Genomic DNA, 16435 nt, shown 5'->3' with positions numbered 1-16435 from the left:
GAGATGAAGGCGGGAAGCAGGCGATTGCGACGGAGCGGCGGGATCCTCGTCCCGCGCCTGCCAGCAACCCTCCGGAGCACCCCGCCCGAAAGACCTTTCCGACGATCAGGGCAGGTCTCCTGGCTCGCGGGTCGATGCTGGTTCCGCCCGGCCTTCCCGGCGCGCGAGCGCCAGTGGACGATGGGTGGAGAGCTCGCCGCTTACAGTTGCGGGGGCAGCCTCGGCCTTGGCGCTGCGCGCCTCACCGAATTCCCTCTTAGCTCCAGGCCGTGACGCCTGGAGAACCATGATCGGGCCAGACCATAGATCGGCGAGGAACGGCGTCAAGCGGCTGGAGCCTACGGGGCCGGCGCCGTCTGCATCAGGTTGCCGCAGAGCTGGCGCAGCGTCACGACATAAGGGTTGCGGGCGAGGAAGCTCGCCTCGCCGAAATAGATCGGGATCTCCGGCAGCTCGGCGATCTCGAGTCCGGCAATGCTGGTCTCGCTGCCATCCAGGCACCAGGCGGGAATGATCGCGAAGCCGATCCCTGCCTCGACGCAGCGCTTCACGCTCGAGCTGCCGGAGGTCGAGATCGCGATCTCCATCTCCGAGCCGTCGGGGCGCAGGTAGTCGATGGCGAGGTTGCGCAGCAGCTGACCGGGCTCATAGGTCACGAAGGGGCGCCCTTGCGCCCATTCCCGGATCGCGCCCGGCGCCGGCGCCGCGCCCCAGGCGGTCGGGAAGACCAGCGCCGGCCGATAGGTGCAGACCAGATGCTGCGGCACGTTCGGGTCGCCGAAGTAGCGTTCGGTGATGCACAGATCGAGGCTGCCATCCTTGATCATCTCGGGCAGGGAGGTGTCGCGCTCATATGCGAGGATTTCGACCTGCGGGAAGAGCTCGCGGAAGCGCGCCAGGATCGGCGGCAGCAGATAGTAGAAGATCGCCTGCGGCAGGCCGATGCGCAGCACCGGCCGCTCCTTGTCGAGCGTGCGGTCGAGCCTCGCCAGCACCGTGTCGAGCTCCGGCAGCAGCAGCTTGTAGAGGCTGCGCCCGCGCGGCGTCAGCGTCACCGTCTTGGCGCCCTGCTCGGAGAGGACGAGGCGCTCCTCGAGCACCTGTTCGAGCCGGCGGACATGGTTCGCGGCCGACTGGTAGCTCATCCCCAGCTTGCGCGCTGCGGCCGAATAGGAGCCGTCGCGTGCGACGATGAAGAAGGTCTGGATCAGCGTCAGATTGGCTTCGCGCATGGCTCGTTCCGCGGCGGGGAGCCTCACTCTTAGCCATAGGCGGTGACCTTCCGCCACTTTCAAACAATGGCGCAAGTCGGGGCGGATCATTTGGATCGACCCGAAAGGCGAAGCGACCGAGGGTCGCGCATCGCTTTCAAGGACGCCCCCGTCGCCTCGCATGGCCCGCTCTCCTTCCCTTCATGTCGCTGTGATCGGCGCCGGAATCGTCGGCGCCGCCGCCGCGCATTTCCTGGCGGCGGCCGGGGCACGGGTGACGCTGCTCGATGCTTCGGGACCGGCCGCCGGCGCGACCGGCGCTTCGGACGGCGCGGTCTCGGTCGCGAGCAAGAAGCCCGGCCCGATGATGGACCTCGCCCGCCATGCCCGCGCCTTCTACGGAAGCTGCGAGGCCGACGGTCTGCTGCGCGGCCTGTTCCATCGCCGCTCGACTTTCCTCGTCGCCCGCACCCGGCTCGAGGCTGAGCTCGTCGCCGAGCACGGCGCCGATCTCGCCGCCGCGGGCGAGCGCGTGCTCGATGTCGACCGGCCGACGCTGCTCAACCGCATTCCCGGCCTCGGCGATGGTGTCTGCTTCGCCCTCGAGATCCCCGATGACGGGCATGCGCTCGGCTACGAGATCACCCAGCGCCTGCTGCAGCGGAGCGCCGTCACGGTCCGGCGCAACGCGCCCGTCTCCGAGATCGTCATGCGGGCCGGGCAGGCCGTCGGCGTTACGATCCGGGACGAGCTCCTGCCGGCCGATGCCGTGCTCGTCGCCGCCGGGATCGGCTCGGTCGGCCTGCTCGGTCTCGGCGACATCCTGATCCCGCGCAAGGGCCAGATGGTCGTGACCGACCGGGCCGCGGCCGGCCGGCCGGCGATCGATGGCCATCTGATGGCGGCCTCCTATCTCGCCGCCAAGCGCGGTATCGTCCGCGACAACGCCCATATCGGCCTCGTCATCGACCCGCTGGTCACCGGCCAGTTCCTGATCGGCGGCAGCCGCGAGGATCACCGCGCCGACCAGGCCACGGATGCCGCGACGATCTCGGCGATCCTGCGCGACGCGCTCGATCTCTATCCGCCGCTGCGCCAGCGCCGCGTCCTGCGGACCTTCGCAGGCGTCCGCACCGCCTCGCGCGACGGCCTGCCGATCGTCGGCCCGCATCCGCATCTCGGCGGGGTCACGATCGCCACCGGCTTCGAGGGCGATGGCATCTGCCTCGGCCCGTTCATGGGCGCCAGCGCCGCCCGGATGATCCTCGGCGAGGCGCCGGGCGTCGATCTCTCAATGCTCGCGCCCCAGCGCTTCTCCAGAGCCGAGGCCCTGGCATGAACCCGTGCTTCTACTGGATCGACCGGCCGGTTTCCTTCCGGCCCGGCGAGACCGTCGCTGCGGCGTTGCTGCGCGCCGGCATCGCCGATCTCAGCCCCGAGGGGGGAGTCGTGCGTGGCCGCGTCTTCTGCTGCATCGGCGCCTGCCAGGCCTGCGTCGTCGCCATCGCGGGCGAGGGGGCCGTCGAGGCCTGCCTGACGCCCGCGCGTTCCGGAATGCGTCTTTCCCCTCAGCCCAGCCTCGGACTGCGCCATGACTGATCTGGCCAAGACTGACCTGGCCAAGACTGACCTGGCCAAGACTGACCTGGCCATGACTGAGTTGCCGGTCCTTGTCGTCGGCGGCGGGCCGGCGGGCGTTGCTGCGGCCGTAGCCCTGGCGGAAGCCGGTCTGCGGGTGCTGCTGATCGAGCAGCGCGACCGGCTTGGCGGTGCCATCCATCGTCAGCCCGCAGTCGGTGCACCACAGATCTGGAGAGGGCCGGCACGGCACCGGCGCAACTGGGCGGAACTCGCCTCGCGCCTCGAACATGTGGCAGAGCGGATCGAGCTGCGGACCTCGACGGTCTTCCTCGGCATCGACGGCGCAGGGCGCTTCCTCTTCGATGATCGTATGGCCGGCCGCGTTTTTGCGCGCCCTGTCCGGGCCGCCATCGTCGCGGTCGGTGCGGTCGAGAAGATCGCTCCGTTCGAAGGCTGGGAACTGCCGGGCGTGATGAGCGCGGGCGGCGCCCAGGTCCTGCTCAAGGAGACCGGCCGGCCGCCCGAAGGTCCGATCGTCGTCGCTGGCAGTGGTCCGCTGCTGCTCGCCGTCGCGGCGCAACTCGCCCGCGCCGGCAACCCGCCGCTCGCCGTGCTGGAGCGCGGTAGGCCCTGGCACAAGCCCAAGGCCCTGGCCCGCCTGATGACGGCCGGGGCGCCGCTCGCCGAAGCCGCCTCCTATGCCGCGGTGCTCGCCCTGAAGCGCGTGCCCTGCCACGTCGGCAGCGAAGTCCTCGGCGTCAGCGAGACTGGGCAGGGGCTGACGATCCGCGTCCGCGCCGGCTCCGCCGAAAGCCTGCTGCAGGCTCGCCATCTGCTGATCCATGATGGGCTGGAGCCGAACCGCGCCGGTATCCCGCTGCCGGCCCCCGGGGCGGAAGTTCCCGTGCTGCTCGCCGGCGACGGGCGCGAAATTCTTGGCGCCGATGCGGCGATCCTCGATGGCCAGCGTGCCGCCTCGGCGGTCCTTTCGCGCTTGGGACACGCCGCTTCGGCTGCGCCGCTCGAAGCAGCTCTGAGCAAGGCGCGGAACTTCCAGCTCGCGCTTGCCGAGGCCCTGCGTAGCAAGGCCACGCCGCCGACGCCGCAGACCATGCTCTGCCGCTGCGAGGGGCGCCGCTATGCCGATTTCGCCGCGCTGCCGGCCGACGCATCGGCCCGCGAGATCCGGCTGATGGGCCGTTTCGGCCTCGGCGCCTGCCAGGGGCGCTTCTGCGGACCCATGCTGGCGGAGCTGCGGGGCGAGGCGCTGCCGACGGCCAATCCGCCGCGTTGGCCGCTGCGGCCGGTCTCGGTCGCCGCCCTCGCCAATTTCTCGACCGACGAAACGGAGTCATGAGCCGTGAATGGCACTCTCGCAAAATCCTTCAGAAGCAGCAGCCGTCCAGTGGTCGACGTGCTCAACCCCTTCTCCGGGGCGAGCGTCGGCAAGGTCGAGGTCGCCGACGAGGTCGCGGTCGCCGATGCGCTGCGGGCCGCCCGCAAGGCCTGGCGCTCCTTCCGCTTCAGCACGCCGGCCGAGCGCAAGGGCCTGCTCCATCGCCTCGCCGAACTGCTCGCTGAGGACGCGGAGGAGATGGCGCAGATCATCTGTGCCGAGGTCGGCAAGACGATCACCGAAGCGCGCAACGAGGTCCGCCGCGCCCAGAACACGCTGCGCCTGAGCGGTGATGCGATCACCGTGCTGCATGGCGAGGTGTTGCCGACGGCGATCGTGGCGGGGGCGCCGAGCAAGCTCGCCGCGATCACCTATGAGCCGGCCGGCGTCGTCGGGGCGATCACGCCCTTCAACTATCCGCTCAACCTGCTCTGCCACAAGCTCGGCCCGGCCATCGCCGCCGGCAATGCCGTCGTCGCCAAGCCGTCGCCCAAGGCGCCGTTGGCCGCCGAGCGCCTCGGCGAGCTCGCGGCCAAAGCGGGGTTCCCGCAGGGCCTGTTCAGCATCGTCCATGGCGGCGCCGAAGTCGCGGCCATGATTGCCAGCGGCGATATCGACCTGCTGAGCTTCACCGGCGGGCCGGCCGCCGGCCTCGCGCTCAAGAACGCCTCGGGCCTCGTGCGCTGCCTGATGGAGCTCGGCGGCAACGACCCGCTGATCGTGATGCCGGATGCCGATCTCGACCGCGCCGCGCAGACTGCGATCGGGCATCGCTTCGAGATTGCCGGCCAGAGCTGCGCCGCCGTGAAGCGCCTCTATCTGCATGAGGAGATCCGGGACACGATGGTCGCGCGCATCGCGGCGCTGATCGCGGATGTCCGCACCGGGGACCCCGCCGACGAGGCGACCGTGATGGGCACGCTCATCGACGAGCCCGCGGCGGCGGAGGTCGAGAGGCGGGTCAGGCTCGCCGTCGCGCAGGGGGCGAAGGTTGTCGCTGGTGGCAGGCGCCGTGGAACCATGTTCGCGCCGACCCTGCTCGACGATGTTCCGGCCGAGGCCGAGCTGGTGCGCAGCGAGACTTTCGGGCCGGTGCTCGCAGTGCGCCGCTTCAGCGATCCCGAACAGGTGATCGGCGAGGTCAGTGACAGTCCCTACGGGCTGCAGGCCGGCGTCTTCACCAACGACCATGCGCTGGTGAAGCGCTTCTCCCGCGAGCTGCGCGTCGGCGGCGTGATGATCAATGAAGGCCCGGATTTCCGCGCCGAGAACGTGCCCTTCGGCGGCATCAAGTCGAGCGGGCTCGGCCGCGAGGGCATCCACATGACCTTGCGCGAGATGAGCGAGACCAAGGTCGTCATCGACTGACTGAGATGGAAGAGAAAGCCATGATCGATTCAGAGCTGCGCCGGCGCCTCTCCGGCGTCTTCACCGCCCTCGTCACCCCTTTCCGCGACGGCGCGATCGACGTGCCCGCCCTCGAGCGCCTGATCGCCGCCCAGCTGGAAGCCGGCGTCGCCGGGCTCGTCCCCGTCGGCACGACCGGGGAGGCGGCGACGCTGTCGGAGGCGGAGGCCGACGAGGTCATCCGCATCACGGTCGCCGCCGCCAAGGGGCGCGCCTTCATCATGGCCGGCACCGGCTCGAACGCGACTGCTCTCGCCGTCGCCAAGGCGAAGCGCGCGGAGGCGCTCGGCGCCGACGGCATCCTCGTCGTCACGCCCTATTACAACAAGCCCTCGCAGGACGGCCTGTTCAGCCATTTCGCCGCCACCGCCGAGGCGGTGAAGATCCCGATCATGCTCTACAGCGTGCCCGGGCGGACCGGCGTCGAGATCGCCCCGGCGACGGCGGCGCGCCTGGCCAAGGCCTACCCGCATATCGTCGCGATCAAGGAGGCCGGCGGCAGGACCGAGCGGATCACCGAGCTGCGGCGGGCGCTCGGCGAGGATTTCGTCATCCATTCCGGCGATGATGGGCTGACCCTGCCATTTCTCGCGGTCGGCGCCGATGGCGTCACCAGCGTCGCTTCCAACCTGCTGCCGCGCGAGATCGTGGCGCTGTGCGCCGCCTGGGCGAAGGGCGAGCTGCGCGAGGCCCGCCGTATCCATCAGGCCCTGTTCGATGTCACCGGTCACCTCTTCATCGAGAGCAACCCGGTACCGGTCAAGACCGCCCTGGCCCGCAGCGGCGCGATTTCGGCCGAGGTGCGCGCGCCGCTGGCGCCGTTGCGACCCGAGAACCTGAAAGCGCTCGAAGCCAGCCTGGCCGCCTTCGAAAGCGCTCGGGACATATAAGAAAACCGGTAGGCGAGCGGCCTACTCTCGCATTGTTTGCGGAGGTGCCTTCCTTAGGCTCCTCCCTAACCCGGCAGGCCGGGGCAAGACCGAAGATCATCGGCAAGGGAACGGAGGATAATCGTCGTGAAGAAGATCATCAGCGCAATTTTTGCGGCCGGCCTTGGGCTGGCGGCATTCCAGTCGCCGGCTCAGGCCCAGGACAGCATCGAATCCGTGCGTTCGCGCGGCGTGCTGCGCATTCCCGGCATCATCAACGAGGATCCCTATTTCAACAAGGATCCGCGCACGGGCGAATGGCGCGGCTTCGCGATCGAGATGGCGCGCGACATCGCCAAGACGCTCGGCGTCAAGCTGGAAGTGGTCGAGTCGAGCTGGCCTAATTCGATCCTCGACGTGCAGAGCGGCAAGGTCGACCTCGCGCTCGGGGTGACCGCGACGCCGCAGCGCGCCATGTCGGTCGCCTTCTCGGCGCCGACCTATTTCAACAGCTTCGTCATCGTCTCGCCGAAGCCGGAGCTCTCCAAGCTGAGCTGGGCCGAGCTCAACGATCCCAAATACACCTTCGCGGTCGATCTCGGCTCCTCGCAGGATTTGATCGCCCAGCAATATCTGCCCAAGGCCAAGATGCTGCGCTTCAAGACGCGCGACGAGGCGATCGTCGCCGTGGTCAGCGGCAAGGCCGACGGCCTCGTCAACACCATGCTCAACGGGCTGGTGATGACCAAGAAGGCGAACGGCATCGGCAAGGTGATGGTGCCGAGCCCGGTCCTCTCGACGCCGTCGGTCGTCGCGCTGAACTGGAAGGGCGACGAGAAGTGGCGCGCCTTCATCTCGGCCTGGGCCGAGTACAACCGCCGCATCGGCAACAACCAGACCTGGATCGTCAACAGCCTGGCGCCGTTCGGCATCACGCTCGACGACATGCCTGAAGGTTTCGGCTTCGGTGGTTGAAGCATAGGGCGGCCCGTAAGGGCCGCCCTCCAAGGAAGGCTAGCAAGACATGTATACTTGGAGCTTCGCCCCGATCATCCAGGCCTCCGACCTCTTCCTGTGGGGGGCGTGGATCACGGTCGTCTACACGGCAGGCTCGATCGCGATCGGCCTGGTCCTCGGTCTCGCCGTCTGCTTCGCCAGGCTTTCGGGCATCGGACCGCTGAACTGGTTCGCGCAGGGCTTCCAGGAGCTGTTTCGCTGCACGCCCCTCCTGGTCCAGCTCCTCTGGATCTACTACGCGCTGCCGCTCCTGCTAGGCTTCGACATGCCCAACTGGGCGGCGGCGCTGTTGACGCTCTCGCTCTATGCGGCAGCGTTCTATGCCGAGGTCTTCCGCGGCGGCATCGTCTCGATCGACAAGGGCCAGTTCGAGGCCGGCGCCGCGATCGGCATGTCCGGCTGGCAGGTGATGCGGCGCATCATTCTGCCGCAGGCCATCCGCCGGATGATGCCGGCCTTCATCAACCAGTCGGTCACCCAGTTCAAGAACACCTCGCTGGTCTCGGTGATCTCGGTGGCGGACCTGACCTACATGGCGAGCATCGTCAACGGCCAGACCTATCGGCCGCTCGAATCCTACACGGTGGTCGCGGTGCTCTACTTCGTCATTCTCTTCCCGATGATGAAGTTCGCCGACTACATCGAACACCGCATGCGCCGCGGCAACTGATCGAGAGCGCCCATGACCTCCGCTTCATCCGCACCCGCTTCGTCTTCCTCGGTTTCGTCGCCGGCAGCCTCCGACATCGTGCTCGAGGCGCGCGGCATCACCAAATGCTTCGGGGCGCTGACCGTACTCCACGGCATCGACCTCGCCCTCAAGGCCGGCGAGGTCGTCTCGATCATCGGGCCGTCAGGCTCGGGCAAGTCGACCTTCATCCGCTGCATGAACATGCTGGAGAAGCCCGACGCCGGCGAGATCCTCTTCCGCAACCGCCGTGTCGGCGAGAAGCATCGCGGCAGCGGCGATCTGCTCGGGCAGGGCGAATTGCGCCGCCATGTCGGCATGGTCTTCCAGCACTTCAACCTGTTCCCGCATATGAGCGTGCTGGAGAACGTCATCGAGGGCCCGGTGATCGTGCAGCGGAAGTCGCGCGCCGAGGCCGTCGAGATCGCGATGGACTACATCGCCAAGGTCGGCCTGGCTGAGAAGCGCGACGCCCGGCCGGACCAGCTCTCCGGCGGCCAGAAGCAGCGCGTCGCCATCGCCCGGGCGCTCGCCATGCAGCCTGACGCGCTGCTGCTCGACGAGGTCACCAGCGCGCTCGATCCAGAGCTCGTCGGCGAAGTGCTCGGTGTGGTGCGCGATCTCGCCAATCAGGGCATGACCATGGTCATCGTCACCCACGAGATCTCCTTCGCCGCGGACGTCTCCGACCGGGTCGTATTCATGGAGAATGGCCGCATCGTCGCGCAGGGCCTGCCCGAGACCATCCTGCGCCGCCCCGACAATGAGCGCCTCAAGGCGTTCCTCGCGCGCTTCCATGGCTGAGCCGGTGCGACAGCCTGCCCCCCCCTTCAGGGTCGTCATCGTCGGCGCGGGGCGCGTCGGCTCGGCGCTGGCGCTGCTCCTGAAGCAGGCTGCCGAGTTCGAGGTCGTGGTGGTCGATCCGACCGAACCGGCGCGGCGGCGCATGGACGAGCTCGGCCTGCCGCTGGTGGAGGCCGACCCCGGCAACGCCACGCAGCTCGACCGGCTCCTCGGTGAGGCCCAGGCCGTGGTCGCGGCGTTGCCGGCGGCGGCGACGCCGATGGTCGCCGCCGCCGCGCGCCGCAGCGGCATTCATTATCTTGATCTCGGCGACGATACCGCCGGTCTCGACGCGGTGCTGAGCGAGGCCCGCTCGGCGGCAGGATGCTTCATTCCGCAATGCGGCATCTCCCCGGGGCTGGTCTCGCAGCTGGTGCTCGATCTGGTCTCGCGAAGCTCTGGGCCGGTCGAGATCGATGTTCGCATCGGCACCTTGCCGCGCGAGCCGGGTAGCCGGCTCGGCTACGGACTGACCTGGGACGTCGATGCCCTGCTGCGCGAATACATCCAGCCCTCGACGGCGCTGGTCGATGGCAGACGCGCCAGCCTGCCGGCCCTGAGCGATCTCGGCCGCCTGCGCCTCGGCGGGCGCGACTATGAGGACTTCGTTTCCGGCAATATCCCGGCGAGCCTGTGCGCGCGCCTGGAAGGGCGGGTCGCCCGGCTGACCTCGCGCACGATCCGCTATCCCGGCCATCTCGACTATATGCGTTTCCTGCTCGACGAGCTGAAACTGCGCGCCAGGACCGACCTCCTGCGCAACCTCTTCCTCAACGCCCTGCCCGAGATCGTCGACGATCGCCTGCTGATCTCGATCGGTGCGACATCCCGCCAGGATGGGCGCTCCGTCGAGGAGCGGTTCACCCGCGAGGTCGTGCCGGCTCAGATCGGTGGCAGCACGGTCAGCGCGATGCGGCGCACCGCCGCCGCCCATGTCGCCGCGGTGCTCGACCTGCTTCGCGTCGGAGCCATCGGGGTGCCGGGGCTGTGCTTGCAGGAGGACATTCCGTTCTCTGCGCTGAGCAGGAACCGCTTCCTGTCCTGGTTCTTCGCGGCTAGTGCGGAGGAGGGCGGGCTGACGAATCCGGGGAACGCGGCATGATGAGCGGCACGGACACATCGCGCGGACAGGCGGGGACTGTCGGCGATCTCGGCATCGGCATCCTGATGCTCGACACGCATTTCCGGCGGCTTCCGGGCGATATCGGCAATGCCAGGAGCTGGTCGACGCCGGTGCAGTTCCGCGTCGTGCGCGGTGCCGACCCGGCTGCGATCGTGCATGGCCGGCCGGGGGATTTCCTGCAGCCCTTCATCGCGGCCGCGCTCGACCTCGTTTCCTGCGGGGTGCGCGGCATCACCACGAGCTGCGGCTTCCTCGCTCTGTTGCAGAAGGAGCTCGCGGCGGCGCTCCCCGTGCCGGTCGCGACCAGCAGCCTGCTGCAGGCGCCGCTGATCGAGGCGATGCTGCCGGCCGGACAGCAGGTCGGCATCCTGACCTTCGCGCCCGAGGCCTTGAGCGCGCGCCATCTCGCCGCCGTCGGCGTGCGGACGGACACGCCGATCGAGGGCCTGGCGCCGGACAGCCTGTTCCGACAGGTCTATGGCGCCAAGGGCGGCGTCTCCGATTTCGCGACGCTCGAGCAGGAGGTGATCGCGGCCGCGCTGGCACTGGTCGAGAAGCATCCGAATGTCGGCGCGATCCTGTGCGAATGCACCAATCTGCCGCCGCATTCGGCTGCGATCGCCAGGGCGACCGGGCGCCCCGTCTTCGACATCATCGGCTTCGTTGACTGGTTCGCCCGCAGCCTGATGCCGCCGGCCTATCCGAGGGGCTGACGCGCCGGCTCGCCGGCGGTGTCAGCCCGAGCCCACCGCCTTGGCGGGGTCGGTCGGCGGGATCGGCGGATAATGCAGCCCGCGCTGGCCGGAGAGGCCGCGATTCGGCGCCATGACGAGTTCGGGCTCGGCCATGCCGACGAGTTCGCCATCGCGCAGCCAGGCTTCGTCCTCGCCGTAGAGGCTCGCCGCCAGCGCCTTGCCGAGCCGTGCCCTGATGTCCGCATGGCCGGGATCGCCGGTGAGATCGGCCATTTCCTGCGGGTCTTTGTCGAGATCGAAGAGCTGGAAATGGTTGCCGGCCGGATACCAGATCAGCTTGTAGCGGCCGTCATGCACCATGCGGGTCGCCTTCGCGCCCTCGAGCGATTCCCCATAGAGAATGTCGCGGCGCTGCTCGCCGACCATCGACAGGCCCTCGCAGCTCTCCGGAATCGGCAGGCCGCAGAGATCGAGCAAGGTCGGCATGATGTCCTGCAGGCCGACAAGGCGGCCATCGGTGGCGCCGGTGCCGACGCGGCTGTCCCCCGCCGCTCCCGAGAGCAGCATCGGCACGCCGGCCGAGGCCTCGTACATCAGCCGCTTGGCGTAGAGGCCGTTGTCGCCGAGCATGTCGCCATGATCGCCGCAGATCAGGATGATCGTGTCGTCGAGCAGGCCTTCCTCGCGCAGCGTCCCGATCAGGATCCGTAGCTGGTGGTCGATATGGGTGCACAGCGCATAGACCGCGCGGCGCATGTCGGCGAGCTGCGCTGGCGGAAGCTGCTCCCAGTAGTGATGCGCGACGCGCACCGCATAGGGCAGCGCCGCTGGGTCCCTGGCCCAGTCGGCCATCAGCGGGGCGTCGATGTCGCGGGCCCGATAGCGTTCGAAATAGCTCGCCAGCGGCACGATCGGCGGGTGCGGATGGGTATAGGAGACGTGCCAGAAACCCGGACGCGTCGGGTCGCGCCGCTTGATCGTGCGCGCCGCAGCGAAGGTGATCCAGTTGGTGACGTGCAGCTCTTCCGGCAGGTGCCAGGTCCGCCAGCTGTATTCATTGTTGCTCATGCCGTGCATGAACTGCTGGCCGGGCTGGCCCTTGTCGGTCAGGAACAGCTCGTAATCGTCCATGCCGCCGAGATGGCCGCGGCCCTCCTCGGCAAGCAGCACCTCCTCGAAGCCGATCCGGTCGCGCTGCGGATAGACATGGAGCTTGCCGATCGCGGCCGTCTGGTAGCCGGCGTCGCGGAAGGAGCGCGCCAGCGTCGGCAGGCCGTCCGGCATCGGCAAGGCCGGCTGGAAGACACGGTCGCCATGGCCGCGCGGGCTCGTGCCCGTCATCATCGAGCGCCGGGCCGGGATGCAGATCGGGCATTCGGCATAGGCGTTGGTGAAGCGCGTGCCGGTGCGGGCGATCTGGTCGAGCGTCGGTGTCTCCACTGTCGGATGGCCGGCGATGCCGAGCAGTCGCGCCGGCCATTGATCGACGGTGACGAACAGCACATGGCGGTCGCCAGGCGGAGAGGACGCAGCTCCCGCCGGTGGATTGCCTGCCTGATCGCCGGAGACGCGCTGCATGGCCCTGCTCAGTTCGCCTTGGCGCCGGAGATGCGGACGAGCTCCGCGATCTTGCCGGTCTCGGCCTTGATGAAGTCGCCGAAGGCGGCGGAGGTGCCGCCGACCAGCTCGATGTTGAGCGCCGCCATGCGCTCGCGCACCGCCGGATCGGCGACGATCTTGTTGAGCTCGGCATTCAGCCGCTCGACCACGGCCGGCGGCGTGCCGGCCGGGACGAAGACACCGTGCCAGGAGGCAAACTCATAGCCGGGCACGCCGGCTTCGGCGACGGTCGGCACGTCAGGCATCGCCGCCGAACGCTTCGCTCCGGTCACCGCGAGCGCGCGCAGCGTACCCTCGCGCGCCATCGGTACGGCGGTCCCGTCGATCATCGCGGTGACATGGCCGGCGATCACGTCGTTGATGGCCGGGGCAGAGCCGCGATAGGGCACATGGGTCGCCTTGATGCCGGTCTTCTCCTTCAGCAATTCGAAGGCGAGCTGCTGCGGCGTCCCGACGCCGGCCGAAGCATAGGTCACCTTCTCCGGATTGGCCTTGGCATCGGCGAGCAGCGCCGCCAGGTCCTTGGCCGCGTTCTTCGTATTGATCACCAGAAGCAGCGAGACCGAGGTCAGCCGCATCACCGGGGCGAAATCGGTGAGCGGGTTGTAGGGCAGCTTGTCCTGCAAGGCGGGGGTGATCGCATGGGTCGCGATGTCGCCGATCAGCAGAGTGTGCCCGTCCGGCTCCGAGCGTGCCGCATCGGTCGCACCGATGGCGCCGGCCGCGCCGGGCTTGTTGTCGATGACTATGGTCTGGCCGAGCGCCTCGCTCAGCTTCGGCCCGATCAGCCGCCCGAGAAGGTCGACATTGCCGCCAGCCGGATAGGGCACGACGATCCGCATCGTCTTGCTCGGCCAGGCGGTCTGCGCCATGGCGGAAGCCGAGAACAGGGCCGGCGTGATCACCATCGCCGCCGACAAGCTCAGCAGGCGGGGCAGCCCGCTCTTGTGCGTCACGCTCATTCCGAAAACCTCCCACCCGCGGCGTTTCTGCTCGCGCCGACATCGATTCGAAAACTGAGCCAATCGCAAGCCATCAAGAAATTAGTTTTGCTTATTAGTCTTGGGCTCTAGTTTCGGCTCATGGACCAGAGATTGCTCAGTTTTTTCGTCACCCTCGCCGAGGAGCTGCATTTCGTGCGGGCGGCGGAGCGGCTCGGCGTGACCCAGCCCGCGCTCAGCCAGCAGATCGCCAAGCTGGAGGAGACGCTGGCGGTAAAATTGTTCGAGCGCACCAAGCGCCGCGTTGCGCTGACCGATGCCGGCCGGAACTTCCAGAGCGACGCGCTGGCGATCCTGCGCCAGCTCGATCTGGCGGTGGCAGGGGCGCGCCGCGCCGCACAGGGGCAGATCGGCCGCCTGACCATCGGCTTCGTCGAGGCCTGTCCCTTCAACATCCTGCCGGTGCTCGTCTCGCGGCTCAGCCGCGAACTGCCGGAGGTCTCGCTGATCCTGCAGGAGATGGTGACCAGGGAGCAGGTCGAGGCGCTGCGCTCCGGCCGGATCGATGTCGGCCTGCTGCGGCCGATGTTCAACGAGCCCGGCCTCGGCACGCTGCCGCTGTTCCGCGAGAATTACGTTGTCGCGCTGCCAGCCGGGCATCGCCTGACGCAAGCGGCGGCGGTGCCGCTGACCGCGCTGCGTGAGGAGCGCTTCATCATGACCCCGCCCGGCAAGCGCCGCTATGTCGAAGGCCGTTTCCGCTCCGCCTTCCGCCGGGCCGGCTTCGAGCCGCAAGTGGCGCAGGAGGTCCACCAGCTCCATACCATGATCGGCCTGGTCGCCGGCGGCATCGGCGTCGCGCTGGTGCCGCAATCGGTGTCGCGGCTCAATCTGGAGAATGTCGTCTACCGGCCGTTGAAGGGCCTGGACTCGACGGTTTCCGAACTCGTCGCCGCCTGGCCGCTCGACCGGGAGACGCCGGTTCTCCGGCGCTTCGTCGCGATTGCGCGGTCGGTCGCGGCCGGGGAGGGGCAGCGCGAATAGGCCTACCGGGCCGTTGCGCATCGCTCTAAGCTCGGCCGGGCTTTCGCGAGGCTCGAGCCAGGGGATGGATCGTCGTCGATCCGACGGCGGAGAGGAGCGGTCTTGCCGCCGGAGAGGACGATGCTGAAGGACGAGCTGATCAAGCGCTTCATGGTGACCAATGGCGAGAAGTTCAGGCTCGCCGACTTCGATCCGGGCGACACGGTCGGCCTTGATATCGACAAGGAAGAGGCCAGGGAGCTGCTGGCGGCCGGCACTAGGCGTTTGCATGCCCTGCAGGAGCGCCTCTATGCCGAGGGGCGCTGGGCGGTGCTGATCGTGTTGCAGGCGATGGATGCCGCCGGCAAGGACGGCATGATCGAGCATGTGATGTCCGGGATCAATCCGCAGGGCTGCGAGGTGACCTCGTTCAAGGCGCCGAGCATCGTCGAGTTGCGCCATGATTTTCTCTGGCGCACGACCTGCGCCCTGCCGCAGCGCGGCCATATCGGCATCTTCAACCGCTCCTATTACGAGGAGGTGCTGGTCGCACGGGTCCACCCGGAGATCCTGGCCAAGCAGAACCTGCCGCCATCGCTGGTCAAGGAGGATATCTGGAAGGATCGCTATGACAGCATCCGCGATTTCGAGCGCCATCTTGCGCGCAACGGCACGCTGGTCCTGAAGTTCTTCCTGCATGTTTCGAAGGGCGAGCAACGCCGCCGCCTGCTCGAGCGCATCGACGAGCCGGCCAAGAACTGGAAGTTCGATGCGGGCGACCTGGCCGAACGCAAGCGCTGGCCGGACTATATGAACGCCTATGAGGAGGCGCTCGCCGGAACCGCGACCAAGCACGCTCCCTGGTATGTCGTGCCGGCCGACAACAAGTGGTTCAGCCGCCTCCTGGTGGCGACCGCGATCGCCGACAAGCTCGAGGAGCTCGACCCGCAATTCCCCAGGCTCGACGAAGAGGCCCGCGCGGCGATGCATCGCGCGCGCGCCGAGCTCGCCGGCGAGGGCAACGGCGCCAATGGTACGAAGCGCAAATCCTGAGCGAACGGCCCGCCGCGGCTGCGGCGGGTGCTAGAGCGTTTCCGGCTTAATCGGGGTCATATCCGGCGGCCTTGAAGTAGTTGGCGCACTCGTCTGGAGAGAAAAGGCCTACGATGGCGCCGACGGCGTCCCAGAGAGCGGCGATGCTGCGCTCGGCCCTGGCGCGAAGGATGGCTTTGAGCTTAGCGAAGGCGTTCTCGATCGGATTGAAGTCGGGGCTGTAGGGCGGCAGGAACGCGAGGGTGGCACCGACGCGTTCGATCGCCTCGCGAACGCCCGCGGGCTTGTGGGCCGGCAAGTTGTCCATGACGACGATGTCGCCCGGCTTGAGCGTGGGAAGTAGCACCTGCTCGACATAGGCGAGGAAGACCGTGCCGTTCATAGCTCCGTCGTAGACGAAGGGGGCAGTCATACCGCCGAGGCGCAGGGCTCCTGCGAAGGTGGTCGTCTTCCAATGTCCGTGAGGAATGCCAGCCCGGCAGCGCTCTCCGCGCGGAGCCCGACCGCGCAGGCGGGCCATCTTGGTCGAGAGGCCGGTCTCGTCGATGAAGACAAGGCTCTGCGGATCGAGATCGGGCTGAGCCTCGAACCAATCACGCCGCCGCTTCAGGACATCGGGACGCTCCTGCTCCAGTGCATGGGCGGACTTTTTTTGAACGTCCAGCCCCGGCCGCGAAGCCAGGTGCTCAATGCGCTGCGACGGATGGAGACGGTGCGTTCGGTCAGGAGCCGGGCGGCCATCTCGTGCAATGTGATGTCCCGCCGCTTCTCGATCAGCCCCACGATGAAGGCTTCATGCGCGTCAAGGCTTGAGCCGCGTTGGCCTGCCCCCTGAAAAGTGGCCCTCCCTGAAGTAGGCTTTCGAGCCTTGGAGGATGCCCATTATGCCGCAGAAGAAGCACAAGCCTGAAGAGATCGTCGCGAAGCTGCGCCAGGTCGACGTGCTGTTGTCCCAGGGGCGCCCGGTC

The 16435-nt window shown here is 68.2% G+C and carries 15 protein-coding genes, 1 pseudogene and 1 riboswitch; of the genes and pseudogenes, 12 read left to right on the top strand and 4 right to left on the bottom strand.

Annotated features, from left to right (window positions below; all coding sequences use genetic code 11):
- Positions 1 to 92: 92 nt before the first annotated feature.
- Positions 93 to 304, bottom strand: a riboswitch (cobalamin riboswitch).
- Positions 305 to 338: 34 nt separating this feature from the next.
- Complete coding sequence (locus J0J10_RS25440) at positions 339 to 1232, bottom strand: LysR family transcriptional regulator (protein WP_291650228.1); 894 nt, start codon at positions 1230 to 1232, stop codon at positions 339 to 341.
- Positions 1233 to 1392: 160 nt separating this feature from the next.
- Here J0J10_RS25440 and J0J10_RS25435 point away from each other — a divergent pair, with 160 nt between their 5' ends.
- From J0J10_RS25435 to J0J10_RS25390, 10 genes are all read left to right on the top strand, one after another.
- On the top strand, positions 1393 to 2550 hold the full coding sequence (locus J0J10_RS25435) for an NAD(P)/FAD-dependent oxidoreductase (RefSeq protein WP_291650226.1): 1158 nt from the start codon (positions 1393 to 1395) through the stop codon (positions 2548 to 2550).
- Positions 2547 to 2810: a 2Fe-2S iron-sulfur cluster-binding protein gene (locus J0J10_RS25430; protein WP_291650224.1), complete on the top strand. Its 264-nt coding sequence runs from the start codon at positions 2547 to 2549 to the stop codon at positions 2808 to 2810. The genes J0J10_RS25435 and J0J10_RS25430 overlap by 4 nt, the downstream gene beginning before the upstream one ends.
- A 52-nt stretch (positions 2811 to 2862) precedes the next feature.
- Positions 2863 to 4149 (top strand): FAD-dependent oxidoreductase, encoded by a 1287-nt coding sequence (locus tag J0J10_RS25425; protein ID WP_291650222.1) that lies wholly within the window; start codon positions 2863 to 2865, stop codon positions 4147 to 4149.
- Between the two features lie 3 nt (positions 4150 to 4152).
- The gene (locus tag J0J10_RS25420; RefSeq protein ID WP_291650220.1) at positions 4153 to 5556 is read left to right on the top strand and encodes an aldehyde dehydrogenase family protein; all 1404 of its coding nucleotides are present in this window, start codon (positions 4153 to 4155) and stop codon (positions 5554 to 5556) included.
- A 20-nt stretch (positions 5557 to 5576) separates the two neighbouring features.
- Positions 5577 to 6485 (top strand): 4-hydroxy-tetrahydrodipicolinate synthase, encoded by a 909-nt coding sequence (dapA, locus tag J0J10_RS25415; protein WP_291650218.1) that lies wholly within the window; start codon positions 5577 to 5579, stop codon positions 6483 to 6485.
- Between the two features lie 126 nt (positions 6486 to 6611).
- Positions 6612 to 7439: a transporter substrate-binding domain-containing protein gene (locus tag J0J10_RS25410; protein WP_291650216.1), complete on the top strand. Its 828-nt coding sequence runs from the start codon at positions 6612 to 6614 to the stop codon at positions 7437 to 7439.
- Positions 7440 to 7488: 49 nt separating this feature from the next.
- Positions 7489 to 8151, top strand: coding sequence for an amino acid ABC transporter permease (locus tag J0J10_RS25405; RefSeq protein ID WP_291637037.1), 663 nt, complete (start codon positions 7489 to 7491; stop codon positions 8149 to 8151).
- A 12-nt stretch (positions 8152 to 8163) separates the two neighbouring features.
- The gene (locus tag J0J10_RS25400; RefSeq protein WP_291637035.1) at positions 8164 to 8973 is read left to right on the top strand and encodes an amino acid ABC transporter ATP-binding protein; all 810 of its coding nucleotides are present in this window, start codon (positions 8164 to 8166) and stop codon (positions 8971 to 8973) included.
- A gap of 4 nt (positions 8974 to 8977) precedes the next feature.
- A complete protein-coding gene (locus tag J0J10_RS25395; RefSeq protein ID WP_291650214.1) occupies positions 8978 to 10114 on the top strand; it encodes a saccharopine dehydrogenase family protein in 1137 nt (378 codons plus the stop codon).
- The gene (locus J0J10_RS25390) at positions 10114 to 10848 is read left to right on the top strand and encodes an aspartate/glutamate racemase family protein (protein WP_291650212.1); all 735 of its coding nucleotides are present in this window, start codon (positions 10114 to 10116) and stop codon (positions 10846 to 10848) included. The genes J0J10_RS25395 and J0J10_RS25390 overlap by 1 nt, the downstream gene beginning before the upstream one ends.
- 21 nt (positions 10849 to 10869) lie before the next feature.
- On the opposite strand, the gene J0J10_RS25385 is transcribed toward J0J10_RS25390, so the two are convergent.
- The gene (locus J0J10_RS25385; RefSeq protein ID WP_291650210.1) at positions 10870 to 12408 is read right to left on the bottom strand and encodes a sulfatase-like hydrolase/transferase; all 1539 of its coding nucleotides are present in this window, start codon (positions 12406 to 12408) and stop codon (positions 10870 to 10872) included.
- Positions 12409 to 12416: 8 nt separating this feature from the next.
- Positions 12417 to 13412, bottom strand: coding sequence for a Bug family tripartite tricarboxylate transporter substrate binding protein (locus J0J10_RS25380; protein ID WP_291650208.1), 996 nt, complete (start codon positions 13410 to 13412; stop codon positions 12417 to 12419).
- Positions 13413 to 13544: 132 nt separating this feature from the next.
- Between J0J10_RS25380 and J0J10_RS25375 the strand changes: the two genes are divergently transcribed.
- Positions 13545 to 14435: a LysR family transcriptional regulator gene (locus J0J10_RS25375; RefSeq protein ID WP_291650206.1), complete on the top strand. Its 891-nt coding sequence runs from the start codon at positions 13545 to 13547 to the stop codon at positions 14433 to 14435.
- A gap of 120 nt (positions 14436 to 14555) precedes the next feature.
- Positions 14556 to 15467 (top strand): polyphosphate kinase 2 family protein, encoded by a 912-nt coding sequence (locus tag J0J10_RS25370; RefSeq protein WP_291637024.1) that lies wholly within the window; start codon positions 14556 to 14558, stop codon positions 15465 to 15467.
- 46 nt (positions 15468 to 15513) lie between these two features.
- On the opposite strand, the pseudogene J0J10_RS25365 reads toward J0J10_RS25370, so the two are convergent.
- Positions 15514 to 16289, bottom strand: a pseudogene (locus J0J10_RS25365) (IS630 family transposase); the annotation flags it as partial.
- Between the last annotated feature and the right edge of the window lie 146 nt (positions 16290 to 16435).

The organism is Allobosea sp. (genome assembly GCF_017308075.1).
GTDB lineage: Bacteria > Pseudomonadota > Alphaproteobacteria > Rhizobiales > Beijerinckiaceae > Allobosea.
Note: the sequence above shows the minus strand (reverse complement) of the source record. Positions and strands in the feature narration are given on the sequence as shown.